Annotated in this window: 18 protein-coding genes; 14 read left to right on the top strand and 4 right to left on the bottom strand. The window is 66.8% G+C overall.

The genetic code is table 11. The annotated features are described in order from the left end of the window. Positions 1-148: 148 nt before the first annotated feature. Both smc and AC1TXO_RS08810 read right to left on the bottom strand, forming a co-directional pair. Positions 149-3,637 carry a chromosome segregation protein SMC gene (smc, locus tag AC1TXO_RS08815; RefSeq protein ID WP_486405947.1) on the bottom strand — a complete coding sequence of 1,163 codons (3,489 nt, stop codon included), beginning with the start codon at positions 3,635-3,637 and terminating at the stop codon, positions 149-151. Between the two features lie 3 nt (positions 3,638-3,640). Continuing rightward, on the bottom strand, positions 3,641-4,300 hold the full coding sequence (locus AC1TXO_RS08810) for a GntR family transcriptional regulator (protein ID WP_486405946.1): 660 nt from the start codon (positions 4,298-4,300) through the stop codon (positions 3,641-3,643). Between the two features lie 268 nt (positions 4,301-4,568). On the opposite strand from AC1TXO_RS08810, the gene xdhA reads away from it, so the two are divergent. From xdhA to guaD, 4 genes are all read left to right on the top strand, one after another. Beyond that, positions 4,569-6,023, top strand: coding sequence for a xanthine dehydrogenase small subunit (gene xdhA / locus AC1TXO_RS08805; RefSeq protein WP_486405945.1), 1,455 nt, complete (start codon positions 4,569-4,571; stop codon positions 6,021-6,023). After that, positions 6,016-8,415, top strand: coding sequence for a xanthine dehydrogenase molybdopterin binding subunit (xdhB, locus tag AC1TXO_RS08800; protein ID WP_486405944.1), 2,400 nt, complete (start codon positions 6,016-6,018; stop codon positions 8,413-8,415). The genes xdhA and xdhB overlap by 8 nt, the downstream gene beginning before the upstream one ends. A 117-nt stretch (positions 8,416-8,532) precedes the next feature. Further along, positions 8,533-9,378 carry a xanthine dehydrogenase accessory protein XdhC gene (gene xdhC, locus AC1TXO_RS08795; RefSeq protein WP_486405943.1) on the top strand — a complete coding sequence of 282 codons (846 nt, stop codon included), beginning with the start codon at positions 8,533-8,535 and terminating at the stop codon, positions 9,376-9,378. A 10-nt stretch (positions 9,379-9,388) separates the two neighbouring features. Next, the gene (gene guaD / locus AC1TXO_RS08790; protein ID WP_486405942.1) at positions 9,389-10,693 is read left to right on the top strand and encodes a guanine deaminase; all 1,305 of its coding nucleotides are present in this window, start codon (positions 9,389-9,391) and stop codon (positions 10,691-10,693) included. Between the two features lie 124 nt (positions 10,694-10,817). On the opposite strand, the gene AC1TXO_RS08785 is transcribed toward guaD, so the two are convergent. Continuing rightward, positions 10,818-11,573 carry a GntR family transcriptional regulator gene (locus AC1TXO_RS08785; protein WP_054893625.1) on the bottom strand — a complete coding sequence of 252 codons (756 nt, stop codon included), beginning with the start codon at positions 11,571-11,573 and terminating at the stop codon, positions 10,818-10,820. 351 nt (positions 11,574-11,924) lie between these two features. Between AC1TXO_RS08785 and AC1TXO_RS08780 the strand changes: the two genes are divergently transcribed. The 10 genes from AC1TXO_RS08780 to AC1TXO_RS08735 all read left to right on the top strand — a co-directional run bounded on the left by AC1TXO_RS08780 (position 11,925) and on the right by AC1TXO_RS08735 (position 25,964). Beyond that, positions 11,925-13,274 (top strand): NCS2 family permease, encoded by a 1,350-nt coding sequence (locus AC1TXO_RS08780; RefSeq protein WP_486405941.1) that lies wholly within the window; start codon positions 11,925-11,927, stop codon positions 13,272-13,274. Positions 13,275-13,430: 156 nt separating this feature from the next. Continuing rightward, positions 13,431-14,390, top strand: a complete 960-nt coding sequence (locus tag AC1TXO_RS08775; RefSeq protein WP_054893623.1) for an AAA family ATPase — start codon at positions 13,431-13,433, stop codon at positions 14,388-14,390. 5 nt (positions 14,391-14,395) lie between these two features. Beyond that, complete coding sequence (locus AC1TXO_RS08770) at positions 14,396-15,337, top strand: DUF58 domain-containing protein (RefSeq protein ID WP_486405940.1); 942 nt, start codon at positions 14,396-14,398, stop codon at positions 15,335-15,337. Next, positions 15,334-15,828: a DUF4381 domain-containing protein gene (locus AC1TXO_RS08765; protein ID WP_486405939.1), complete on the top strand. Its 495-nt coding sequence runs from the start codon at positions 15,334-15,336 to the stop codon at positions 15,826-15,828. The genes AC1TXO_RS08770 and AC1TXO_RS08765 overlap by 4 nt, the downstream gene beginning before the upstream one ends. Then, positions 15,821-16,897 carry a vWA domain-containing protein gene (locus tag AC1TXO_RS08760; RefSeq protein ID WP_486405938.1) on the top strand — a complete coding sequence of 359 codons (1,077 nt, stop codon included), beginning with the start codon at positions 15,821-15,823 and terminating at the stop codon, positions 16,895-16,897. The genes AC1TXO_RS08765 and AC1TXO_RS08760 overlap by 8 nt, the downstream gene beginning before the upstream one ends. Continuing rightward, positions 16,894-18,618, top strand: coding sequence for a VWA domain-containing protein (locus tag AC1TXO_RS08755; RefSeq protein ID WP_486405937.1), 1,725 nt, complete (start codon positions 16,894-16,896; stop codon positions 18,616-18,618). The genes AC1TXO_RS08760 and AC1TXO_RS08755 overlap by 4 nt, the downstream gene beginning before the upstream one ends. Continuing rightward, entirely contained in the window at positions 18,615-20,240 is a 1,626-nt protein-coding gene (locus AC1TXO_RS08750; RefSeq protein WP_486405936.1) for a BatD family protein, read from the top strand. The genes AC1TXO_RS08755 and AC1TXO_RS08750 overlap by 4 nt, the downstream gene beginning before the upstream one ends. A 254-nt stretch (positions 20,241-20,494) precedes the next feature. Then, a complete protein-coding gene (locus AC1TXO_RS08745; protein ID WP_486405935.1) occupies positions 20,495-21,733 on the top strand; it encodes an exonuclease SbcCD subunit D C-terminal domain-containing protein in 1,239 nt (412 codons plus the stop codon). Next, positions 21,730-25,374 (top strand): AAA family ATPase, encoded by a 3,645-nt coding sequence (locus tag AC1TXO_RS08740; protein WP_486405934.1) that lies wholly within the window; start codon positions 21,730-21,732, stop codon positions 25,372-25,374. Before AC1TXO_RS08745 ends, AC1TXO_RS08740 begins: the two co-directional genes overlap by 4 nt. Beyond that, positions 25,371-25,964, top strand: coding sequence for a glutathione S-transferase N-terminal domain-containing protein (locus AC1TXO_RS08735; RefSeq protein ID WP_486405933.1), 594 nt, complete (start codon positions 25,371-25,373; stop codon positions 25,962-25,964). Before AC1TXO_RS08740 ends, AC1TXO_RS08735 begins: the two co-directional genes overlap by 4 nt. 126 nt (positions 25,965-26,090) lie before the next feature. Here AC1TXO_RS08735 and AC1TXO_RS08730 read toward each other — a convergent pair whose 3' ends face one another. Then, complete coding sequence (locus AC1TXO_RS08730; RefSeq protein ID WP_486405932.1) at positions 26,091-26,270, bottom strand: hypothetical protein; 180 nt, start codon at positions 26,268-26,270, stop codon at positions 26,091-26,093. Between the last annotated feature and the right edge of the window lie 12 nt (positions 26,271-26,282).

Genomic DNA, 26,282 nt, shown 5'->3' with positions numbered 1-26,282 from the left:
ACACGTGGCGCCAACTCTATGTTCTGACAGGCGTTTTACCCACGCAAAAAACGAGTGACATTAAGCTAGCACGACCAAAGGCAACTTTACACCGTCTGTCGCACGTGCAAGGCGCATTTGCCTACAGATAATGCCCAATCTTCGCGCATCAGGCGTCTACCATGGCCATCGCCTCCTCCACATCAACTGCAACAAGACGTGAACAACCGGGCTCATGCATGGTGACCCCCATCAATTGATCGGCCATTTCCATGGCAATCTTGTTATGCGTAATGTAGATGAACTGCACGGTCTCGCTCATTTCCTTCACCAGTCGGGCGTAACGTCCGACGTTGGCATCGTCCAGCGGCGCATCGACTTCATCGAGCATGCAGAACGGTGCCGGGTTCAACTTGAAGATGGCAAACACCAGCGCCAATGCGGTCAGTGCCTTCTCGCCGCCGGACAGCAGATGGATGGTGCTGTTCTTCTTGCCCGGCGGACGCGCCATGATCGTCACCCCTGTATCGAGTAGATCTTCGCCCGTCAGTTCCAGATAAGCGCTGCCACCACCGAAAACTTTTGGGAAAAGTGCCTGCAATCCGGCATTTATCTGATCAAAGGTATCCTTGAAACGGTTACGGGTTTCCTTGTCGATCTTGCGGATGACGTTCTCCAGCGTGTCCAGCGCCTCGACCAGGTCGGCGTTCTGCGCATCCAGATAACGCTTGCGCTCGGACTGCTGCTCGTATTCCTCGATCGCTGCCAGGTTGATCGCCCCCAGGCGCTGGATGCGCGCCTCGGTCTGCTCCAGCTCCTGCTCGGTGCCCTGCTCGCTGGCCTCGGGCTCGAGGGTGGCGAGCACGCCCTGCAGATCGTAGCCATCGGCGAGCAGCTGTTCCTGCAAGGTCTTGCGGCGCACATCCAGGCCCTGGGACTCCAGGCGCGACTGCTCCAGCTGCCCCCGCAGCAACTGCGCCTGCTGCTCGGCCTGGCTGCGGCGCTTCTCGACATCGCGCAGCTCGCGGTCGGCCTCGTCCATGTGCAGGCGGGCCTGGCGCATTTCCTCGTCGACGCTCATGCGTCGCTCGAGCAGTTCCTCGAGCTTGAGGCGCAGCTCTTCGAGCGGCGCCTCACCCTCTTCAAGGTTGAGGCTCAGTTGCTCCTGACGCTCGCTCAGGCGCGCGGCCTGCTGCTCCAGGCGCTCCAGGGCCTGGCGGGTGGAGTCGTGCTGGGCGCGCAACGAACCGAGGCGCACGGCCAGCTGGTGGGCGTGATCCTTGTGCTGGCGAGCCTCCTGGCGGATACGGTCGAGGCCTTCGCGCAGGGTGTCGCGACGGGCCATCAACTGCTCGCGCTGCTCGGTGTCCTGGGCCATCAGGTCCAGGGCGTCCTGCAGCACCAGGCGCGCTTCGCCCAGCTGTTCGTGCTCCAGGGCACGCTGTTCCTGAAGCTCGGCAAGTTCTTCCTGCAGGCGACGACGGCGCAGCTCCAGTTGCTCGGCGCGCGCACGCCCGGCAGACAACCCGGCCTTCAGTTCGCCGAGCTGGCGGTTTTCGTCCTGGCTGCGGCGGCGCAGTTGCTCGCGCTGTTGTTCCTGGTCGAGTTGTTGCTCGCGCAGGGCCTGCAGTTGCTGCTCGAGCTGTTCGAGCAACGCTTGCTGCTCCAGTTGCTCGTGACCGAGACGTTCGATTTCCTGGCCACGCGCAAGCACGCCGCCCTGCGCCTCCCCACCGCGACTGACCCGCAGGAAATGCCGCCCCACCCAGTAGCCATCACGGCTGACCAGGCTGTGGCCATCGTCGAGACCGGCGCGCAGCGCCAGGGCCTGCTCCAGGGAGTCGACCGGCTTGACCCGCCCCAGCCAGGGCGCCAGGTCGGTACGTCCCTCGACCTTGTCGAGCAGGCTGCCCGGCAGGCGTGCGCCCTCGCCGCTGGCCAGCAACAGGCGCAGGTCCCCCTGCTCCAGCGCGGAAAGATCGAGCGCGGCGAAGTCATCGACCAGCACCGCTTGCAGATCGGCGCCGAGCACGGTTTCCACCGCCAGCTCCCAACCCGACTCGACACGCAGCCCTTCGGCCAGCCGCGGACGGTTGTCCAGCCCCTGGCCCTGCAGCCATTCAGCCGCGCCGGCGCCCGGCTCCAGTGCTGCCTGCTGCAGCGCCTCCAGCGACGCCAGGCGACCGCCCAGGCGCTGCAGCTCACCGTGCTGTTGCTGCTGTGCCTGGGTCGCCTGCTGCAGTTGCTCGCGCAATGCCTCCAGACGCTCGACCACCTGCTGCTCCTGCACCTGCAGCTCTTCGAGCAGCAGCTCGCTGCCGGCCACCTGCTCGGACAACTCGAGCATGGCGGCATCCTGCGGGTCGGCGCCCAGTTGCTGGCTCTCTTCTGCGAGCTTGCGCTGACGCTCGGCCAGGCGCTCCAGGCTGCCCTCCAGCTGCTGCAGGCGGGCCTGCTGGACCTCGGCCTGACGCCGCGGCTCGGCCGAGCGGGTGTTGAAGTCGTCCCACTGGGCCTGCCAGCCGTGCATGCCCTGCTCCGCTTCTTCCAGGGTCGCGGCGGACTCCTCGGCAGCGGCCAGGGTCATCTCCTGCTCGGGCTCAAGCATGGCCAACTCTTCGCCCAGAGTCGCCAGCAAGGTGCGGTCGTGCCCCAGGTGCGATTCGGTTTCCAGGCGGGTGCGCTCGGCTTCCCTGAGGTCGTCCTGCAACTGGCGCAGACGCTGCTGACCATGCTGGATGCTCTGCTCGACCCGGGCGATGTCGCCGGCCACCGAATAGAAGCGCCCCTGCACCAGGTTGAAGCGCTCTGACAGCTCATGGTGCCCGTCGCGCAGGCGCTCGATGCTGGCATCGGCATTGCGCTGTTCGGCCACCAGCGCCTCGAAGGCCACCTCCTGGTCGCCGATGATGCTTTCGCGCTGGCGCACGCGCTCGTCCAGCGCACGCCAGCGCAGGGCCGCCAGGCGCGCCTTGAGCTGGCGTTCCTGGGCCTTGTATTCGCGGTACTTCTCGGCGGCCTGGGCCTGGCGATGCAGGCGTTCGAGCTGGCGCTCGAGTTCTTCGCGCAGGTCGGTCAGGCGCGCCAGGTTCTCCTGGGCGCGGCGGATGCGGTTCTCGGTCTCGCGGCGGCGCTCCTTGTACTTGGAGATGCCGGCCGCTTCCTCGATGAAGTTGCGCAGTTCCTCGGGCTTGGCTTCGATCAGCTTGGAGATCATGCCCTGCTCGATGATCGAGTAGCTGCGCGGGCCAAGGCCGGTGCCGAGGAAGATGTCGGTGATGTCGCGCCGACGGCACTTGGTGCCGTTCAGGTAATAGGTGTTCTGCGCGTCGCGGGTGACCTTGCGGCGGATGGAAATCTCGGCGTAGGCCGCGTACTCACCGACCAGCGTGTTGTCGCTGTTGTCGAACACCAGCTCGATGCTCGCCTGGCTCACCGGCTTGCGCCCGGAGGAGCCGTTGAAGATGACGTCGGTCATCGACTCGCCGCGCAGGTTCTTCGCCGAGCTCTCGCCCATCACCCAGCGCACCGCATCGATGATGTTGGATTTGCCGCAGCCGTTGGGCCCGACCACCGCCGCCATATTGCTGGGGAAATTGACCGTGGTGGGGTCGACGAACGACTTGAACCCGGCCAGGCGGATGCACTTCAGGCGCATCGGTCAGGCCCGCACCAGCGCGGCCAGCACCAGCTCGCAGCTGCGCTGGCAGTAGGCGACCAGCACCTCGCGGATGCGCGGCAGGTCACGCAGCAGCACGGCCTCGAGCAGACGGGCGAACAGTTCGACGTAGTCGTCCATGCTGGCCTGGCGCTGGTCCAGGGCCAGGTAGTAGGCGCGACTCATCGCCGGTTGCAGGTTCTCCACGGTTTCCTGCAGGTAGGGGTTGGCGGCGAAGGGATAGGCGGCGCGCATCACCGCGAAACTTTCGGCGACGAAGGCCTTGATGTCGCCATCGTTGCGCGCCTGGTGCAGGCGCTGCTGGATCTCCAGGAACGCCAGCAGGTCGGTCTCGCTGCGCCACTGCTGGGCCACGGCGTTGCCCAGCAGGATGTACAGCTCGCCCATCAGCGCGCACAGGCTGCGCACGCTGTGTTCGTCCAGTTCGGTGACGTGGGCGCCACGACGCGGCAGGATCGCCACCAGGTGACGGCGTTCGAGGATCAGCAGCGCCTCGCGCACCGAGCCGCGGCTGACATTCAGGGCCTGGGTGACCTTCTGCTCCTGGATGCGCTCGCCAGGTGCGAGCTCGCCGCGGATGATCCGCTCGGCCAGGTAGTGGGCAATTTGCTCGGAGAGGCTGTCCGGCGCCTTGAACGTCATGATTTTCCTTCGGAATCGATAACAGTGCACAAAGGCGCGATTGTAGCGCACTCGCTGGGCTTGCGCGCAGCGACACACGCGGCTTTGTGCGACCTGCGGGTCAGGCGCCGGGCCCGGCGCGATCTATGCTTGCAAAGAGGCAGGGTTGGGTGGCCGGAACCACGCATGGATAAAATCTTGACCTTTGGGTCAGAAAAATATTGACCTCAGGGTCAGCCCTTGCTTAGAGTCCGCCCAACAACAATAAAACCATTACGAGGCCTTCCCCGTGATCCAGTTTCTCGTCAACCAGGAGCTGCGCAGCGAGCACGCCCTGGACCCGAACATGACGGTGCTGCAGTACCTGCGCGAGCACCTGGGCAAACCCGGCACCAAGGAAGGCTGCGCCAGCGGCGACTGCGGCGCCTGCACCGTGGTCGTGGGCGAACTGACCCGGGACGACCAGGGCCGGCAGGGCCTGCGCTACCGCAGCCTCAATTCATGCCTGACCTTCGTGTCCGCACTGCATGGCAAGCAACTGATCAGCGTCGAGGGCCTCAAGCACCAGGGCGAGCTGCACAGCGTGCAGAAGGCCATGGCCGACTGCCATGGCTCGCAGTGCGGTTTCTGCACCCCCGGCTTCGTCATGTCGCTGTTCGCCCTGCAGAAGAACAGCAACGGTGCCGACCTGCACCAGGCCCAGGAAGCCCTGGCCGGCAACCTGTGCCGCTGCACCGGCTACCGGCCGATCCTCGACGCCGCCGAACAGAGCTGCAGCCGCCCCTGCCAGGATCAGTTCGACGCCCAGCAGGCGCAGACCATCGCCCGCCTCGAAGCCATCGCCCCGCGCCAGACCGGCGAGCTCAACAGTGGCGACAAGCGCTGCCTGGTGCCCTTGACCGTGGCCGACCTGGCCGACCTGTACAGCTCGCACCCCGAGGCGCGCCTGCTCGCTGGCGGCACCGACCTGGCCCTGGAAGTCACCCAGTTCCACAAGACCCTGCCGGTGATGATCTACGTCGGCCACGTCGCCGAGCTCAAGCGCATCGACGTGACCGCCAGCCACCTGGAAATCGGCGCCGCCACCGCGCTTACCGACTGCTACGGCGCACTGAACGCGGAGTACCCCGACTTCGGCGCCCTGCTGCACCGCTTCGCCTCGCTGCAGATCCGCAACCAGGGCACCCTGGGCGGCAACATCGGCAACGCCTCGCCGATTGGCGACTCGCCGCCCTTGCTGATTGCCCTGAACGCACAGATCGTCCTGCGCCAGGGCGAGCGCCAGCGCACCCTGGCGCTGGAGGACTATTTCATCGACTACCGCATCACTGCCCGCCAGGACAGCGAGTTCATCGAGAAGATCCTGGTGCCGCGCGCCAGCAACGACTGGCGGTTCCGCGCCTACAAGGTGTCCAAGCGCCTGGACGACGATATTTCCGCAGTGTGCGCAGCGTTCAACCTGAACATCGAGAACGGCGTGGTCGGCGGCGTACGCATCGCCTTCGGCGGCATGGCGGCGATCCCCAAGCGTGCCCGTGCCTGCGAGGCGGCGCTGCTCGGCAAGCCCTGGAACCAGGCGAGCATCGAGCGTGCCTGCCAGGCACTGGCCGAAGACTTCAGCCCGCTGACGGATTTTCGCGCCAGCAAGGAATACCGCCTGCTGACCGCACAGAACCTGCTGCGCAAGTACTTCATCGAACAGCAATCGCCGTACATCGAGACCCGGGTGACCGCTTATGTCTGACCATCACGCCGTCAAGAGCCAGGCCGAAATGGCCGAACTGTTCAGCCAGGACCTGACTACCGGAGTCGGGCGCAGCGTCAAGCACGACAGCGCCGACAAGCATGTGTCGGGCGAGGCCGTGTACATCGACGACCGCCTGGAGTTTCCCAACCAGCTGCACGTCTATGCGCGCACCGCAGACCGCGCGCACGCGCGCATCCTGCGCATCGATACCACGCCCTGCTACCAGTTCGAAGGGGTGCGTATCGCCATCACCCACGAAGACATCCCCGGACTCAAGGATATCGGCCCGGTGGTCGCCGGCGATCCGCTGCTGGCCATCGACAAGGTCGAGTTCTTCGGCCAGCCGGTACTTGCCGTGGCTGCCCGTGACCTGGACACCGCACGCCGCGCCGCCATGGCGGCGATCGTCGAGTACGAGGACCTGGAACCGGTGCTGGATGTGGTCGATGCCTTGCGCAAGAAGCATTTCGTGCTCGACAGCCACACCCACCAGCGCGGCGACTCGGCCAAGGCCCTGGCCAGCGCCCCGCATCGCCTGCAGGGCACCCTGCACATCGGCGGCCAGGAGCACTTCTACCTGGAAACCCAGATTTCTTCGGTGATGCCCACCGAAGACGGCGGCATGATCGTCTACTGCTCGACGCAGAACCCGACCGAGGTGCAGAAGCTGGTCGCCGAAGTGCTCGACGTGCCGATGAACAAGGTGGTGCTGGACATGCGCCGCATGGGCGGCGGTTTCGGCGGCAAGGAAACCCAGGCCGCCAGCCCCGCGTGCCTGTGCGCGGTGATCGCGCGCCTGACCGGCCAGCCGACCAAGATGCGCCTGCCACGGGTCGAGGACATGACCATGACCGGCAAACGCCACCCGTTCTATGTCGAGTACGACGTAGGCTTCGACGACAGCGGCCGCCTGCACGGCATCGAATTCGACCTGGCCGGCAACTGCGGCTACTCGCCTGACCTGTCCGGCTCGATCGTCGACCGCGCCATGTTCCACTCCGACAACGCCTACTACCTGGGCGATGCCACGGTGAACGGCCACCGCTGCAAGACCAACACCGCCTCGAACACCGCCTACCGTGGCTTCGGCGGGCCGCAGGGGATGGTCGCCATCGAGCAGGTGATGGACCACATCGCCCGCCACCTGGCGCTCGACCCCCTGGCAGTGCGCAAGGCCAACTACTACGGCAAGACCGAGCGCAACGTCACCCACTACTACCAGACCGTCGAGCACAACCTGCTCGAGGAAATGACCGCCGACCTGGAGGCCAGCAGCGACTACGCCGAGCGGCGCAAGTCGATCCGCCACTTCAACGAACACAGCCCGGTCCTGAAGAAGGGCCTGGCCCTGACCCCGGTGAAGTTCGGCATCTCGTTCACGGCCACCTTCCTCAACCAGGCCGGGGCCCTGATCCACATCTACACCGACGGCAGCATCCACCTCAACCACGGCGGCACCGAGATGGGCCAGGGCCTGAACACCAAGGTCGCCCAGGTAGTGGCACAGGTGTTCCAGGTCGACTTCGAGCGCATCCAGATCACCGCCACCAACACCGACAAGGTGCCCAACACCTCGCCGACCGCAGCCTCCAGCGGTGCCGACCTGAACGGCAAGGCCGCGCAGAACGCCGCCGATATCCTCAAGAAACGCCTCACCGAGTTTGCTGCCCGGCACTACCAGGTGACCGAGGAAGACGTCGAGTTCCGCAACGGCCATGTGCGCGTGCGCGACCAGTTGCTGAGCTTCGAGCAACTGGTGCAGCAGGCCTACTTCGCCCAGGTGTCGCTGTCGAGCACCGGCTTCTACCGCACGCCGAAGATCTTCTACGACCGCAGCCAGGCGCGCGGCCGACCGTTCTACTACTTCGCCTTCGGCGCCGCCTGCGTCGAAGTGATCGTCGACACCCTGACCGGCGAGTACAAGATGCTGCGCGCCGACATCCTCCACGACGTGGGCGACTCGCTGAACCCGGCGATCGACATCGGCCAGGTCGAGGGCGGCTTCATCCAGGGCATGGGCTGGCTGACCACCGAGGAACTGGTGTGGAACGCCAAGGGCAAGCTGATGACCAACGGCCCGGCCAGCTACAAGATCCCGGCGGTGGCCGACATGCCCCTGGACCTGCGGGTGAAACTGGTGGAAAACCGCAAGAACCCCGAGGACACGGTGTTCCATTCCAAGGCCGTGGGCGAGCCGCCGTTCATGCTCGGCATCGCCGCCTGGTGTGCGATCAAGGATGCGGTGGCGAGCCTCGCCGACTATCGCGTGCAACCGCACATCGACGCACCGGCCACCCCCGAGCGGGTGCTGTGGGGGTGCGAGCAGATGCGCAAGGCGGTGGTGCAACAGCAGTCGTGCGAACAAGAACTGGAAACCGTTACCCACTGACAGCGAGGAATTCCGTGGGAGCGGGCTTGCCCGCGAATACGAAGGGGGCCTTACCGCCCTCTTCGCGGGCAAGCCCGCTCCCACAAGGTCTTCAGCGTGGTTTAGAGAGGCTACATTATGCACCAATGGATCAACGCCCTCGCCGACCACCAGTCCCGCGGCGAACCCTGCATCCTGGTGACCATCATCGAGGAGCGCGGCTCGACGCCGCGCAACGCCGGCTCGAAGATGGTGGTCAGCGCCAGCAGCCTGTTCGACACCATCGGTGGCGGGCACCTGGAGTTCAAGGCGCTGGACATCGCCCGGCAGATGCTTGCCGAGCAGCGCAGCACACCGCATCTGGAACGCTTCAGCCTCGGTGCGAGCCTGGGCCAGTGCTGTGGCGGCGTCACGGTGCTGTTGTTCGAACCGATGGCGCCGGTGCAGGCGCAGATCGCCGTGTTCGGCGCGGGCCATGTCGGCCGGGCTCTGGTACCCTTGCTCGCCGCACTGCCCTGCCGGGTGCGCTGGATCGACTCGCGCGAGCAGGAATTCCCGGCGTTCATCCCCCAAGGGGTGACCAAGGTGGTCAGCGAGGAACCGGTCGACGAAGTGGCTGAACTGCCAACGGGCAGCTACTGCATCGTCATGACCCACAACCACCAGCTCGACCTGGAACTGAGCGCGGCCATCCTCAAGCGCAACGACTTCACCTGGTTCGGCCTGATCGGCTCGAAGACCAAGCGGGTCAAGTTCGAACACCGCCTGCGCGAGCGCGGCCACGACGATGCCGTGCTGGCGCGCATGCGCTGCCCCATGGGCCTGCCCGAGGTCAAAGGCAAGCTGCCCATCGAGATCGCAGTGTCCATCGCCGGCGAAATCATCGCCACCTACAACGCCTGCTTCGGCCAGCACGACGCTGCCGCCAACGCAGGCCCCATTGCCCAGTTGCTGCCGCCCTCCCGGCGCAGCCAAGCCATCTGACGAGCGCTTTATGACCGCAACCCGCAAAGCCTACCGAGCCGCCATCCTGCACAGCGTCGCCGACCCTGCCGAGGTCGGCCTGGAGGCCTCCCACGAATACTACGAAGACGGCCTGCTGGTGGTCGACGAAGGCCGCATCAGCGCCCTCGGGCACGCCGCCGATCTGCTGCCGACCCTGGACGCCGGTATCGAGGTGGTGCACTACCAGGACGCTCTGATCACCCCGGGCTTCATCGACACCCATATCCACTTCCCGCAGACCGGCATGATCGGTTCCTACGGCGAGCAGTTGCTGGACTGGCTCAACACCTACACCTTCCCCTGCGAAAAGCAGTTCGCCGACAAGGCCCATGCCGACAAGGTGGCGAAGATCTTCCTGCAGGAACTGCTGCGCAACGGCACCACCACTGCGCTGGTGTTCGGCAGCGTGCACCCCGAGTCGGTCAACGCGCTGTTCGAAGAGGCCGAGCGCCTGGACCTGCGCCTGATCGCCGGCAAGGTGATGATGGACCGCAACGCCCCCGACTACCTGACCGATACCGCCGAATCGAGCTACAGCCAGAGCAAGGCGCTGATCCAGCGCTGGCACGGCAAGGGCCGCCTGCACTATGCGGTGACTCCGCGCTTCGCCCCGACCAGCACGCCCGAGCAACTGGCCATGGCCGGACAGCTGCTCAAGGAGCACCCGGGCGTGTACCTGCACACCCACCTGTCGGAGAACCTCAAGGAGATCGACTGGGTCAAGGAGCTGTTCCCCGAACGCAAGGGCTACCTGGACGTCTACGACCACTTCGAGCTGCTGGGCGAGCGCTCGGTGTTCGCCCATGGCGTGCACCTGTGCGACGAAGAATGCCGGCGCCTGGCCGAAACCGGTTCGGCCGTGGCGTTCTGCCCGACCTCCAACCTGTTCCTGGGCAGCGGCCTGTTCAACCTGCCGCAGGCCGAGCGTTTCAAGGTCAATGTCGGGCTGGGCACCGACGTGGGCGCCGGTACCAGTTTCTCGCTGCTCAACACGCTGAACGAGGCGTACAAGGTGATGCAGCTGCAGGGCGCGCGCCTGCACCCATACAAGTCGCTGTACCTGGCGACCCTCGGCGGCGCACGCGCGCTGCGCCTGGACGACCGCATCGGCAGCCTGCGCGCCGGCAACGACGCCGACTTCGTGGTACTCGACTACAAGGCCACGCCGCTGCTGGACTACCGCATCCAGCAGTCCAACAGCATCGAGGAAACCTTGTTCGTGCTGACCACCCTGGGCGATGACCGGACCGTGCGCGAGACCTTCGCGGCGGGCCGTCGCGTGCACCAGCGCTGATGCACGAAGGGCCGCTGCGCGGCCCATCGCGGGACCAGCCCGCTCACACAGGTTTTTCTGTAGGAGCGGGCTGGTCCCGCGATGGGCTGCACAGCAGCCCTCGGTCATTCATTCAGGCAAACGATCAACCCTTGGCGGCAGCCTTGGGCTTTTTCAGCAGGTGCGAGAACACCGCATGCAGATCGTCCGAGGCGCTGTCTTCGTCGAGGTTGAGCTTGCTGTCGATGTGATCCATGTGATGCATCATCAGGCTCACCGCCTGCTCGGCATCGCGCGCCTCGATGGCGTCGATCAGTTGCATGTGCTCGTCGTAGGAGCAGTGCGAACGATTGCCGCTTTCGTACTGGGCAATGATCAGCGAGGTTTGCGACACCAGGCTGCGCTGGAAACTGACCAGCGGCGCATTGCCAGCGGCCTCGGCCAGCTTGAGATGGAATTCGCCGGAGAGGCGGATGCCGGCACCGCGATCCCCGCGCGAGAAGCTGTCGCGCTCCTCGCGAACCATCTGGCGCAATTCGTTCAGTTGCTCGCCGGTGGCGTGCTGCACTGCCAGCTCGGTGATGGCGCGCTCGACCATGCGCCGCGAGAAGAACACCTGGCGCGCCTCCTCCACCGTGGGGCTGGCCACCACCGCACCGCGGTTGGGCCGCAGCAGCACCACGCTTTCATGGGCCAGGCGCGACAGCGCACGGCGAATGATGGTGCGGCTGACGCCAAAGATCTCGCCCAGCGCTTCCTCGCTCAACTTGGTGCCCGGCGCCAGGCGCTGTTCGAGGATGGCCTCGAAAATGTGCGCATAGACGATGTCGTCCTGGGTACCGCTGCGGCCGGCCTTGGCAGTGCGCGCAGGTTTCTTCAGAGGTTGCAGCTGTTCGTTCATGGGCACTCGAGCACAAGGGATCGGCCAGTGGAACCTCGACTGTAATACCTGTCAGAGGGTGGCTGGCAAGTCCTGGGGTGAAAAAAGGGATCAAGGTATCGCCGTATTGTACACAGGCTGAGCCGTTTCTGCAGGTGGCCATTTCCCATATAGCTGTGCGGACGCACATTGTGCGCACGAAAGATAAAACATTATTTGCTTTCTTTGTACACAAAAGCATAATCCACCGAGCAACTTCCTGACCCAAAAGTCAACAAAAGGTCGGACGTCGCCCTTCCCTCGCGGAGCCACCAAGTGCATGCGCAGGACCCAGGCTCCAGAACAACAAGAAAGACTTGAGGAGTACTCGCTGTGGAAAGCCGCAAATCCGAAGCCCCAACGCTGGATCTCGCTGCCCCGCCCCGACCGGGCTGGCTGGAGCGGATCTTCAAACTCAGGCACCACGGCACGACCGTCCGGACCGAACTGATCGCCGGGGTGACGACCTTCATCACCATGGCCTACATCATCTTCGTCAACCCCAACATCATGGCCGACGCCGGCATCGATCACGGCGCCGCCTTCGTCGCCACCTGCATCGCCGCCGCCCTGGGTTGCCTGCTGATGGGCCTGTACGCCAACTGGCCGGTGGGCCTGGCACCCGGCATGGGCCTCAACGCCTTTTTCACCTACACCGTGGTCGGCACCATGGGCTACACCTGGCAGGCGGCACTGGGCGCGGTATTCGTCTCGGGTGTGCTGTTCATGTTCCTGACCCTGTCGCGGGTGCGCGAATGGCTGCTCAACAGCATTCCGGTAAGCCTGCGCCATGCCATGGGGGCCGGGGTCGGCCTGTTCCTCGGGCTGATCGGCCTGAAGACTGCAGGCATCATCGTCGACAGCCCGGCAACGCTGATCAGGCTCGGCTCGCTGCACGAGCCCGGCCCGCTGCTGGCGGCGGTGTGCTTCCTGATGATCGCGGTGCTGAGCTACCACCGGGTGTTCGGCGCCATTCTCATCAGCATCATCGCCGTGACCCTGGCCGGCTGGGGCCTGGGCCTGGTGCAGTACGGCGGGGTGTTCTCGCTGCCGCCGAGCCTGGCGCCGACCTGGATGGCCATGGATGTGGCCGGGGTGTTCAACGTCAGCATGATCAGCGTGGTGCTGGCGTTCCTCTTCGTGCACATGTTCGACACCGCAGGCACCCTGATGGGCGTGGCCCAGCGCGCCAACCTGGTGGCACCTGACGGGCGCATCGAGAACCTGTCGCGCGCCCTGAAGGCCGACAGCGCCTCCAGCGTGTTCGGCGCCGCAGTCGGCGTACCGCCGGTGACCAGCTACGTGGAAAGTGCCGCAGGTGTCGCCGCGGGCGGGCGCACCGGGCTGACCGCCGTGGTGGTCGGGCTGCTGTTCGTCGCGGCAATGTTCTTCGCCCCGCTGGCCGGGATGATCCCCGCCTATGCCACCGCCGGTGCGCTGATCTATGTGGCGATGCTGATGATGGGCAGCATGGCGCACATCAACTGGGACGAGGCCACCGACAGCATTCCGGCGATCGTCACCGCGATCATGATGCCGTTGACCTTCTCGGTGGCCGACGGCATCGCCCTGGGCTTCATCAGCTACGTGGTGCTCAAGGCCGGTACCGGCAAGTACAAGGAGATTTCCGCCAGCCTGTGGGTGCTGTGCGTGATCTTCATCGCCAAGTTCGTGTTCCTCTGAGGACCCGCCGGGCCCGTACGCGGGCCCGAATCCTGCGCGCGGAGGATTTTTCCGGCGCCCATTGGTCGCCACCCCCCTGGATGGATTAAAGTATCACCCCCTGCCCGGCAACTGCCCTCCCCCAAGCGCCCGGCCCATTTCCAGGAACCGCCGACGATGGAACACCGTGAAGCGCTGATCGCGCTGCGCACCTTTCTCTCCTCCCAGATCCTTGGCCAGGAGAAGCTGGTCGAGCGCCTGCTGATCGTCCTGCTCGCCGACGGCCACATGCTGGTCGAGGGCGCACCTGGCCTGGCCAAGACCAAGGCCATCAAGGAACTGGCCGAGGGCATCGAGGCGCAGTTCCACCGCATCCAGTTCACCCCGGACCTGCTCCCGGCCGACATCACCGGCACCGAGATCTATCGCCCGGAAACCGGCAGCTTCGTGTTCCAGCAAGGGCCGATCTTCCACAATCTGGTGCTCGCCGACGAAATCAACCGGGCCCCGGCCAAGGTGCAGTCGGCGCTGCTCGAGGCCATGGCCGAGCGACAGGTCAGCGTGGGCCGCAGCACCTACGAGCTGTCGCCGCTGTTCCTGGTCATGGCCACGCAGAACCCGATCGAGCAGGAAGGCACCTACCCATTGCCCGAAGCGCAGCTCGACCGCTTCCTGATGCACGTGAAGATCGGCTTCCCCGACGCCGCCGTCGAACGCCGGATCCTGCAGCAGGCACGCGGCGAGGCGCTGGGCGGCGAGGTCAAGCCGGAGCGCCAGGTCAGCCAGCAGGCGATCTTCGCCGCACGCAAGGAAATCCTCGGCCTGTACATGGCCGATGCGGTGGAGGAATACCTGGTGCAACTGGTGATGGCCACCCGCACCCCGGCCAAGTTCGACAGCGAACTGGCCGACTGGATCGCCTACGGCGCCAGTCCGCGCGGCTCCATCGCCCTGGACCGCTGCGCACGCGCGCATGCCTGGCTGGCCGGGCGCGACTTCGTCAGCCCCGAGGACATCCAGGCCGTGCTGTTCGACGTGCTGCGCCACCGCGTCATCCTGTCGTTCGAAGCCGAGGCAGCGGGCATCGACCAGGATCGCGTGGTCCAGCGCATCCTCGACGTCGTCGCCGTCGCCTGACCCGCATGCCCACCGCGCACCTTGCCGAACCCGGCATCCGCATCGGCCTGGCCGAACTGATCGACATGCGCCACCGCGTGCGCGAGATCCAGCTGTTCTCCCGGCCCGGCCAGCGCAGCCCGCTGGTGGGCCTGCACCACTCCAAGCTGCGCGGGCGCGGGGTCGACTTCGACCAGGTGCGCGTGTACCAGGCCGGCGACGACGTGCGCAACATCGACTGGCGCGTCACCGCACGCACCCAGGAACCGCACACCAAGCTGTTCCATGAAGAACGCGAGCGGCCGATCTTCATCATGGTCGAGCAGAGCCAGCGCCTGTTCTTCGGCTCGGGGCTGATGTTCAAGTCGGTGCTTGCGGCCCAGGCCGCGGCACTGTTCGGCTGGGCCGCGCTGGGCCACAACGACCGCATCGGCGGCCTGGTGTTCGGCGACAACGAGCACCACGAGATCAAGCCCCGGCGCAGCAAGCAGAGCCTGCTGCAACTGCTCAACCGCCTGGCCAGGGTCAACCAGTCGCTGCACACCGAGGCCCTGCCCCAGCCCGACAGCCTGGGCCTGGCCCTGCGCCGCGCGCGCGAGGTGCTGCGCCCCGGAAGCCTGGCCATCGTCATCTGCGACGAGCGGGCGCTGAGCCCGGCAGTGGAGCAGCACCTGGCGATGCTCTCGCGCCACTGCGACGTGCTGCTGATGCCGATCAGCGACCCCCTCGACCACGCCCTGCCCGCCGCCGGCCTGCTACGCTTCGCTCAACGCGGTGCGCACCTGGAGCTCGACACGCTGGACGCCAACCTGCGCCAGCTCTATCACCAGCAGGCCGAAGCGCGCATCGAACGCTGGGAGCTGCTGGCGCAGAAAATGCGCGTGGTGCTGATGCCGCTGAGCACCCAGAGCGAGATGATCGAGCAGTTGCGCGAGTACCTCAACCAGCGTCCGGGTAGCGGCCAATGAACCCGCTCGACCAACTGCAACCGCTGATCGCGCCCCCGGCCATCGGCCTGTGGCCGCCGGCGCCGGGCTGGTGGCTGCTGCTGGCGCTACTGCCGCTGCTGGGCTGGGGCATCTGGCGCCTGCGCCACTGGCGGCCGCGCCGCGGCGCCCTGCCAGCGCTCGAACAACCGCTGGACCCGGTCCGGGTCGAGGCCCTGGCCGAACTCGCCCGCCTGCCACGCCCCTACGACGGCGCACCGGCCGGCGCCTGGCTGCAGCAGATCAACGCCCTGCTCAAGCGCCTGTGCCGCATTCACTACCCCGGCGCCAACAGTCACACCCTCAACGGCCGCCAGTGGCTGGCGTTTCTCGACAACCGCTGCCCGGCCGCCGGCCTGACCCGCTGGATGGTGCTGGTCGAAGGCGCCTACAAGCCCGAGTGCAAGCTCGACGACAAGGCCATCGCCGGGCTCGCCCAGGCGGTCGAAACCTGGATTCGCAAACATGTTTGAGCTGGCCTGGCCGTGGATCTTCGCGCTGCTGCCGCTGCCGTGGCTGATGCGCCTGCTGCTGCCGGCCGCCGACAGCGGCGAGCCGGTGCTCAAGGTGGGCTTTCTCGATGAGCTCGAAGGCCTTGCCGGGCGTCGCGCCCGCCTCAACCTGCCGACCTGGCGCCAGCAGGCGCCCTTCGTGGTGATCTGGCTGCTCCTGCTGCTGGCCGCCGCGCGTCCGCAATGGCTGGGCGATCCGGTGCCGATCGCCGCCAGTGGCCGCGACCTGCTGGTGGCGGTGGACGTCTCCGGCTCGATGGACTTTCCCGACATGCAGTGGAAAGGCGACGAAATCAGCCGCCTGGACCTGGTCAAGGCACTGCTCGGCGACTTTCTCCAGGACCGCGAGGGTGACCGGGTCGGGCTGATCCTGTTCGGCAGCGAAGCCTACCTGCAGGCGCCGCTGACCTTCGACCGGCGCACCGTGCGCACCTTCCTCGACGAAGCGCAGATCGGCATCGCCGGCAAGAACACCGCCATCGGCGATGCCATCGGCCTGGCCGTCAAGCGCCTGCGCCAGCACCCGGCACAGAGCCGCGTGCTGGTGCTGGTGACCGATGGCGCCAACAACGGCGGGCAGATCCACCCGTTGACCGCTGCGCGCCTGGCCGCCCAGGAAGGCGTGCGCATCTACACCATCGGCATCGGCGCCAACCCCGATGCCAGCGGTACCCCCGGGCTGCTCGGGCTGAACCCGAGCCTGGACCTGGACGAAGCCTCGCTCAGGGACATTGCCGAGCTCACCCACGGCGCCTATTTCCGGGCCCATGACGGCGCCGAACTGGACCGCATCGGCGACACCCTCGACCAGCTCGAGCCGGTGGCCCAGCAACCGACCCAGGCGCGCACCGCCCAGGAGCTCTACGCCTGGCCACTGGCCCTGGCGCTGCTGCTCAGCGTGCTGCTGGTGATTGCCGTGCAATGGCCCGACAACCTGCTGCAACGCCTGCTGCGGCGACCGCGCTTCCTGCAGCCGCATCCCGAATGGCGCCAGCGCCTCAAGCGCCTGCGCCTGAGGAGACGGCGATGATCGAACTCTGGCCACAATGGCTACGCCCGTTCTGGCTGCTGGCCGTGCCTCTGCTCGGCTGGCTGCTGTTCAAGCTCTGGCACCGGCGCAAGCGTGCCGGACGCTGGCAGATGATCCTGCCGACGCAGTTCCACGCCGTGCTGCTCGGCGGTGGCAACGGCAGCACCAGCAAGCTGCCGTGGATCGCCCTGGGGCTGGCCTGGATGCTGGTGGTCTTCGCCCTGCTCGGCCCCAGCTGGCAGCGCCTGGAAGAAACCCGCCAGCGCCCGGCCGATCCGTTGGTGATCCTGCTCGAGCTGACGCCGCAGATGCTCGCCGAAGACGTCCAGCCCAATCGCCTGGAGCAGGCCCGGCGCAAGGTCCTGGACCTGCTCGAACACCGGCGCGAGAGCCAGACCGCGCTGATCGTCTACGCCGGGAGCGCTCACACGCTGGTGCCGCTGTCCGATGACCTGGGCACCACGCGCAACCTGCTCGAGGCGGTCGACCCGACGATCATGCCGCAGCCAGGCCAGCGCGCCGACCTGGCGGTACAGAAAGGCCTGGCGCTGCTGGCCCAGAGCGGCCTGGGCCAGGGCCGGCTGCTGCTGATCGGCAGCGCGCTGAGCGCGCAGGAGCGCCAGGGCATCGTCCAGGCCCTGGGCCGCCAAGGCCCTTCGCTGCTGATGCTCGGCGTCGGCACCGCCGAGGGCGCGCCGGTTCGCCAGGCCAGTGGCGAGTTCCTCAAGGACGACCAGGGTGGGATCCTCGTGCCACGCCTGGACAGCACCGAGCTCAAGCGCTTCGTGACCGGCACCGGCGGGCGCTACCGCCACGCCCGCATCGATGACCTCGACCTGCGCGGCCTGGGCCTGTTCGACAACCCCAGGGCACTGCGCAACGACGGCCAGACCTTGCAACTGGACAGCTGGGCCGACCAGGGTTACTGGCTGCTACTGCCGCTGTTGCTGCTGGCCGCCTGCGCCGGGCGGCGCGGCTGGCTGTTCTGCCTGCCGCTGCTGCTGGCCCTGCCGCAACCGAGCCAGGCCTTCGAATTCCAGGACCTGTGGCGCCGCCCCGACCAGCAGGGCCAGCACCTGCTGCAGCACCAGCGCCCCGCCGAGGCCGCCCAGCGCTTCGAGGATCCACAGTGGCGAGGCATGGCGCTGTACCAGGCAGGCGACTACACTGGCGCCGCCCAGGCATTTGCCCAGGGCAACAATGCCGCCGCCCACTACAATCGAGGCAATGCCCTGGCCCGTGCCGGCGAACTGGATGCCGCGCTCGATGCCTACGAGCAAGCGCTGGAGCGCCAGCCCGACCTGCAACCGGCGCTGGACAACCAGGCGCTGGTGCAGCAACTGCTGCAACAGCGCGAAGCCAAGGCCGAGGCACAGCCGGACACCAGCGATGCACAACCGACACCCGGGCGCGATAACGACGGCAACAGCAGTTCGTCCTCCAGCAGCGCCCAGGGCACGCCCGGCAACGACGAACAGAGCCAGCCCCAGGATAACAACGACAGCAGCGGCAACAGCAACAACCAGGCGTCGCCCGGCAACCAGGGCGGCGATGACGACAGCCTCACCCAGCCGCCGCAGCGGCCCGCCTCCACCAGCCTCGACGCCGAGCAGCGCCAGGCCCTGGAGCAGTGGTTGCGGGAGATTCCCGACAACCCGGCACAGTTGCTGCGCCGCAAGTTCTGGTACGAACAGCAATTGCATCAGGAACCCCAACGATGAGTCGCCTCGGCGTCTTTGTGCTCAGCCTCCTCTGGCTCACCCTGGCCCAGGCCCAACCGGCGCTGCAGGCCAGTGTCGACCGCACCCGCGTGGAAGCCGGCGAAACCCTGGAGCTCACGCTGGAAAGCCAGGACGTCACCCAGTTCGGCAAACCCGACCTGCGTGCCCTGGAGGGCGACTTCGAAGTGCGCGGCACGCGCCAGCTCAACAGCCTGCACACCCTCGACGGCGAAACCCGCGCCAGCACTCGCTGGATCATCACCCTGCTGCCCCGGCGCAGCGGCAGCCTGCAGATCCCCGAGCTGCAACTGGGCCAGTCGCGTAGCCAGGCCATCGAGCTGCAGGTGGTGCAACCTGACCCCAACCGCCCGGACAGCGCTTCGCAGGTGTACATCGAGGCCAGCCTCGACAGCCCCGAAGTCTATGTCCAGGCCCAGGCCGTGCTGACCCTGCGCATCTACCATTCGGTGTCGCTGTACGACGACAGCAGCCTGAGCCCGCTGCGTCTGGAAAACGCCAAGGTCGAGCCGCTGGGCGAGTCGCGCACCTACGAGAAGGAGATCAACGGGGTACGCCACGGCGTGATCGAGACCCGCTACGCGATCTACCCGCTGCAGAGCGGCCCCCTGCTGGTGCCGCCGCTGACCTTCACCGCCACCGCCGCCGACAGCAGCGAACAGGTCGCCGGCGGCGCCCGCAGCGGGCGTCAGGTGCAGGTCAGTTCGCTGCCGTTGAGCCTGCAGGTCAAGGCCATTCCGCCAGCCTGGCCTGCGAACCTGCCCTGGCTGCCAGCCCGCAGCCTGACGCTGGAGGAACGCTGGAATCCCGATCCGACCCGCCAGCCGACACAGATCGGCGACTCGTTGACCCGCAGCATCACCCTGCGCGCCGAAGGCCTGTCCAGCACCCAGCTGCCGCCGCTGCCCGCCACCGAGGCCCACGGCCTGCGCCGCTACCCGGACCAACCGCTGCTGCGCAATGACATCAACGAGCGCGGCATGACCGCCAACCGCGAGGAACGTGAAGCCCTGGTACCGACCCACAGCGGCAACCTGATGCTGCCGGCGCTGGAAGTCACCTGGTGGAACACCCTGGAAGATCACCTGGAGCACAGCAGCCTGCCGGCCCGTGGCATCCAGGTCGAAGACAACCCCGCGTTGAGCGCCGACACGCCGGTAGGCGACGGCTCCAGCACCTCCACCCTGCTCTGGCCGTGGCAACTGGCAACGATGATCCTGGCGCTGACCACGCTGCTGGGCTTTGCCCTGTGGTGGCGGGCACGCTCGCAGCCGGCCGTGCTGCGCGCCGCGCAAAGCGGGCCGAGCCCGCGTACGCTGCTCGACGACCTCAAGCGCGCCAGCCTGGCCAACGACCCACAGGCCACGCGCCAGGCGCTCGATGCCTGGGCGCGGCAGCAGCCCGAGACGCTGGCCGAGATGGCCGCGCGTTTCGTGCCCTTGTCCAATGCCCTGGATGGGCTCAACGGCGCGCTCTACAGCGAGGCCGGGCAACACTGGCAGGGCGCCGAGCTGTGGCGGGCGATCGGCGATATTCCTTCGGCTCAGCAGGGGTTGCCTGTGGGTGGAGATGGTGGGAGTTTGCCGCCGCTTTATCCCAAGTGATTTTTCAGGTGCTTGCCGAAAGGTTTTGGGCGCCCATGAGATCGAGCGCCGCCCGCGCGGCGCTCGATCTCATGGGCACCAAGAATCTTTCGGCAAGCACCTGTCAGCCTCTACACAACCACTTCACCTGGCAACTTCGGCAGCAACAGCAAAAGCGAACCTGCGCAGCCACTTGGGTTACCATACCCGCCCCCCGAGACCCATCTCAAGCGCAGCCCCGGCCGGTCGCTTGATTCGACACCAACAGGTCCTCCATGCGTCTGTTTCACACCTCCGACTGGCACCTGGGCCAGAGCCTCCATGGCCAGGAACGCGACTTCGAACACGCCTGCTTTTTCGACTGGCTGCTCGGCCAGCTTCGCCTGCGCCAGCCCGACGCGCTGCTGATCGCCGGTGACATCTTCGACACGGTCAACCCACCGGTCAAAGCCCAGGAGCGTCTCTACGACTTCATCGTCCAGGCCCACGAACAGCAGCCCAGGCTGGACATCGTGATGATCGCCGGCAACCACGACTCCGGCTCGCGCATCGAGCTGCCGGCAGCCTTGATGCGGCGCCTGCGCACCCATGCGCTGGGGCGGGTGCACTGGCTCGACGAAGGCCGACTCGACGCCGAACGCCTGTTGATTCCGCTGACCAACGCCCGCGGCAAGGTCGAGGCCTGGTGCCTGGCGCTGCCGTTCCTGCGCCCGGCTGAAGTCACCGGGCCGCAGCTGGGCGACGACTACCTGCAGGGCATCACCCAGGTGCACCAGCAGCTGATCGCCGCAGCCCTGGGCAAGCGCAAGAAGGACCAGGCGCTGATCGCCATCAGCCATGCGCACATGGCCGGCGGCTCGATCTCCGAAGACTCCGAGCGCAGCCTGATCATCGGCAACGCCGAAGCCCTGCCGGCGCGCCTGTTCGACAAGGCCATCAGCTATGTCGCCCTGGGCCACCTGCACAAGCCGCAGAAGGTCAACCGCGAGAACCGCATCCGCTACAGCGGCGCGCCGATCCCGCTGTCGTTCGCCGAGATCAACTACCCGCACCAGGTCCTGGAAATCGAGCTGGACGGCGCCGAGCTGGTCAGCGTCGAGCCGCGCCTGGTGCCACGCGCCGTAGCCCTGCAGCGCATGGGCCCGGCGCCGCTCGCCGAGCTGCTGGAAGCGCTCGCCGAACTGCCGGTGATCGACCTGCTCGAAGACCCCAACCGCCAGCCCTGGCTGGAAATACGGGTGCAGCTGGACGAGCCGCAACCCGACCTGCGCCAGCAAATCGAAACTGCGCTGCAGGGCAAGGCCGTGCGCCTGGTGCGCATCAGCGCCGAATACGCCGGGCGCAACACCCGGGACGATGACCAGCAGACCTTTGTCGAGCTCTCGCAGATGACCCCGCAGGACCTGTTCGGCCGCGCCTGGGAGCAGGCCTATGGCAGCCCTGTCGATGAACAGACCCTGAGCGACTTCGCCCTGCTGCTGCAGGATGTGCAACTGGAGGAGGAGCAGCCATGAAGATCCTGGCCATCCGCCTGAAGAACCTCGCCTCGCTGGCAGGCCCCATCGACATCGACTTCACCGCCGAGCCCCTGGCCAGTGCCGGACTGTTCGCCATCACTGGGCCGACCGGCGCCGGCAAGAGCACCCTGCTCGATGCCCTGTGCCTGGCACTGTTCGGCACCGTACCCCGGCTGAACGAGATCGGCCGCGAAGCCAAGGTGCCGGATGCCGACGGCGACATTCCCACCTCCGACCCGCGCAACCTGCTGCGCCGCGGCACCGGCAGCGGCTTTGCCGAGGTCGATTTCGTCGGCATCGACGCCAAGCGCTACCGCGCCCGCTGGGAAGCCAACCGCGCCCGCGACAAGGCCAACGGCAAGCTGCAGCACAGCCGCCAGAGTTTCTACGACCTCGATGGCGAGCAGCTGCTGGCCAGCGGCAAGAACGAATACAAGCAACTGGTCGAAGCCCGCCTGGGGCTGAACTTCGAGCAGTTCACCCGTGCGGTGATGCTGGCCCAGAGCGAGTTCGGCGCCTTCCTCAAGGCCGACGACCGCGAGCGCAGCGAACTGCTGGAAAAACTCACCAACACGGCGATCTACACCCGCCTGGGGCAACGCGCCTTCACCCGCTCACGCGAAGCGGGCGAAGCGCTCAAGGCCCTCGAAGAGCGGGCCAGCCACCTGCTGCCACTGGCCGCCGAGGCCCGCGCCGAGCTCGACCAGCGCCTGGAGCAGGCGCAGCAGCAGTTCAAAGCCGAACAAAACCGCGAACGGCAGCTCGAACAGCAGTTCGCCTGGCTCGGCGAGCAGCAACGCCTGCAGGCCCAACACGGCGAAGCCGGCGAAGCGCTCAAGGCCGCCGAGCACAGCAGCCAACAGCTGGATGACCAGCGTACCGACCTGCTGCGCCTGGAGCGCCTGGCACCGCAGCGTCACCAGTTCCATCGCCAGCAGGCCCTGGCCGTCCAGCTCACGCCGCTGGCCAGCGAAATTGCCGAGCAGCTTCGCCAGCAGACCGCACTGCACAGCCGCACCCACGAGCTCGAGCAGGCGCAGCTCGCCGCCCGCGACGCACTCGCACACAGCCAGGCCCAGCACGGCGAGAACGCGCCGCGCCTGCGCCAGGCCTTTGCCGCGCAGGACGGCCTCGCTCGCCTCGACCAGGACCTGGCGAAACAGCGTGCCGCCTGCGACCAGGGCGAACACGGCCTTGCCGAAGGCCAGCAGCAACTCCAGCAACTGGCGGCGAACCAACAGCGCAGCCAGGAACAACTGACCGCGATCGATGCGGCGTTGAGCGCCAGCCAGCATCTGTCCGGGCTGGCCAATGCCTGGCAGGCCTACCTGCCGCAGCTCAAGCAGGTGATGCTGATCGGCGCGCGGCTGAACAAGGGCCGTGAAGAACTGCCCGGCTTGCAGGCCCAGGCCAGCCAGGCCAATGCCCAGTTGCAAGGCCAGCGCGACAACTTCGAACTGCTGTTCCGCGAAGCCGGGGCCGAGCCCCAGGCCCTGGCCGAACAGATCGACCTGCTGGGCGGCATGCTCCAGGACAACCGCAAGCAGCAGCGTGCGGTCGAGGAGCTGTCGCGCCTGCATGGCCGAGAGATGGAACTGCGCCAGCAACTGGAAGCCCTGCGCGAGCGCCAGCAGCACGCCATGCAGCAACGCCAGCACCTGATCGCCCAGGGCACCGCGGCCAAGGCCGAGCTGGAAGCGGCAGAGCAGGCCCTGACCCTCACCCGCCAGTTGCTGGAACGTCAGCGCCTGGCACGCAACACCAGCGTCGAGGAGCTGCGCAGCCAGTTGCACGAGGGCGAACCCTGCCCGGTCTGCGGCAGCGCCGAACACCCGTTCCACCAGCCCGAGGCGCTGCTGCAGAGCCTCGGCCGCCACGACCAGGCCGAAGAAGCAACCGCGCAGAAACAGGTCGAGACCCTCAATGGCCAGTTGGTGGAGCTGCGCACCCAGTTGGGTGTGGTCAACGCCCAGCTCAAGGACTTCCAGCAGCAACAGGTGCAACTGGGCGAACAACTGCAGCCATTGGTGGCCCAGGTTCAGGCCCACAGTCTGTGGCCCGCCCTCGCCCCGCAGGACGACAAGGCGCGCAGCACCTGGCTCGACAACCAGCTGCGCCGCCTCGACGAAGAAATCGGCAAGGACGAGAAGCGCCAGAGCGCCCTGCTCGCCCTGCAGAAGGACGCTGCCCGCCTGACCCAGCAGCTGCAGGCCGCACAAGAGGCCCAGCAGCAGGCCCAACGCCACCTGGAACAGCAGCACCAGGCCCTGGCCAGCGACGAGCAGCAACTGCAACAAGGGTTGAACGACCTGGCCAGCGTGCTGCCGGACGACGTACTCAAGGCCCTGGGCGAGGATCCGACCAACGCCTTCGTCACCCTCGACCAGCAGATCAGCCAGCGCCTGCAACAGCTCGAGCAGCGCAACGACGAACAGCAGGAACAACAGGCGCGCCAGCTGCAGCTGGACAAGCTGCAGGACCAACACCAGACCCGCGCGCAGGCGCAGGAGCAGCTGCGCCAGCAAATGGCCGCACTCCAGGCCCAGCACCAACAGGCCCAGGCCGGGTTGGCCGAGCTGCTCGGCGAGCAGGCCAGCGCCGAAACCTGGCAACAGCATATGGACACCCAGCTGGAACAGGCGCGCGCACTCGAGGCCGACACCGCCCAGCGCCTGCAGGAACTGCGCACCCAAGGTGTGCAACTGGCCGGGGAGCTCAAGGCCAACGGCAATCGCCAGCAGGCGCTGGAGCAGGAACACCAGCAATTGCAGGGCGAGATCGCCCAATGGCGCGCCGAACACCCGGAACTGGACGACGCCGGCCTCGACCGCCTGCTGGCCATCGATGACGCTGGCGTCAGCGCGCTGCGCCTGCACCTGCAAAGTGCCGATAAAGCCGTCGAGCAAGCGCGCGTGCTGCTGCAGGAGCGTGAGCAGCGCCTGCAACAGCACAGCGCCGCAGCGACGGTCGAGGCGTCGGCCGAAGACCTGCAGCTGAGCCTGGGCGCGTTGCGCGAGCAACTGGTCGTGCACGAACAGCACTGCGCCGAACTGCGTGCCCAGCAGGCCGACGACCAGCGCCGCCAGCAGGCCCACCAGGCCATTGCCGAAGACATCGAACGTGCGCGCAACGAATGGCAACGCTGGGCACGCCTGAATGCCCTGATCGGCTCGGCCTCCGGCGATGTGTTCCGCAAGATCGCCCAGGGCTACAACCTCGACCTGCTGCTGCACCATGCCAACAACCAGCTGCGCCAGTTGGCCCGGCGCTATCGCCTCAAGCGTGGCGGCAGCGCCCTTGGCCTGCTGGTGCTGGACACCGAGATGGGCGACGAACTGCGCTCGGTGCATTCGCTGTCCGGTGGCGAGACCTTCCTGGTTTCGCTGGCACTGGCCCTGGGCCTGGCGTCGATGGCCTCCAGTACACTGCGCATCGAGTCGCTGTTCATCGACGAAGGGTTCGGCAGCCTCGATCCCGAGTCGCTGCAACTGGCCATGGACGCGCTCGACGGCCTGCAGGCCCAGGGCCGCAAGGTCGCGGTGATTTCCCATGTGCAGGAGATGCACGAGCGGATTCCGGTACAGATCCAGGTGCGTCGCCAGGGCAACGGCCTGAGCGATGTCGAGGTCTGTGGGTGATTCTCTACTCGTTCCGTCGCTGCCCTTGGGCCATGCGCGCGCGCCTGGCCCTGCGCTATGCCGGTTGTGACGTGCAGATTCGCGAGGTGGCGCTCAAGGACAAGCCGGCCGAGCTGCTGGCCCTGTCGCCCAAGGGCACGGTGCCGGTACTCGATACCGGGGAGCGGGTGCTGGAAGAGAGCCTGGACATCATGCGCTGGGCACTGGCGCACGACGATCCGCAGGACTGGCGGCTGCTGGCCGATCCGGCGGCGGCTGAACGGGGTGAGGCGCTGATCGCGCGCAATGACCGGGATTTCAAGGCGCAGGTGAACCTGTACAAGTACGCCGAGCGCTACCCGCAGCATCCACGCGAGCATTACCGCCAGCAGGCCGAAGCCTGGCTGGCGGAGCTCGAAGGCCTGCTCGGGAACAGGCCTTTCCTGCTGGCGGACCATCCAAGCCTGGCCGATGCCGCGTTGCTGCCTTTGCTGCGCCAGTTCGCCGGGGTCGAACCGCTATGGTTCGCCGAGGCGGCTTATCCGCGGGTGCGGTGCTGGTTGCAGGGATGGCTGGCATCGGACCTGTTCAAGGCGATCATGGCCCGCTGAAACGCTGATTGCCCAGGTTCCTGTGGGAGTAGGCTTGCTCGCGAACACCGGCGGAGTCGGTGCCATGGCACCGTGGTGACTACTTCGCAGGCAAGCCCGCTCCCACAAGAACCTGTCGTGGGGCGATCAGCTGTTGTGCTTGGCACTCAGGGCTGCGTGGAAGTTGGCACTCTGGCGCAGGTACTGCTCGGTGTAGCTGTGGGTCTCGACGGCCTTGCTGCGGCTGTCCGACTGGGCATGGGCCGGCAGCACGACGGAGGCGGAAATGGCGGAAGCGGCAATGACCGGGAAGAGATTGAAGTTCATCGGAGTGTCCTC

It is taken from the genome of Pseudomonas sp. FA117, assembly GCF_057370475.1.
This window is presented reverse-complemented; position numbering and strand designations above follow the sequence as displayed.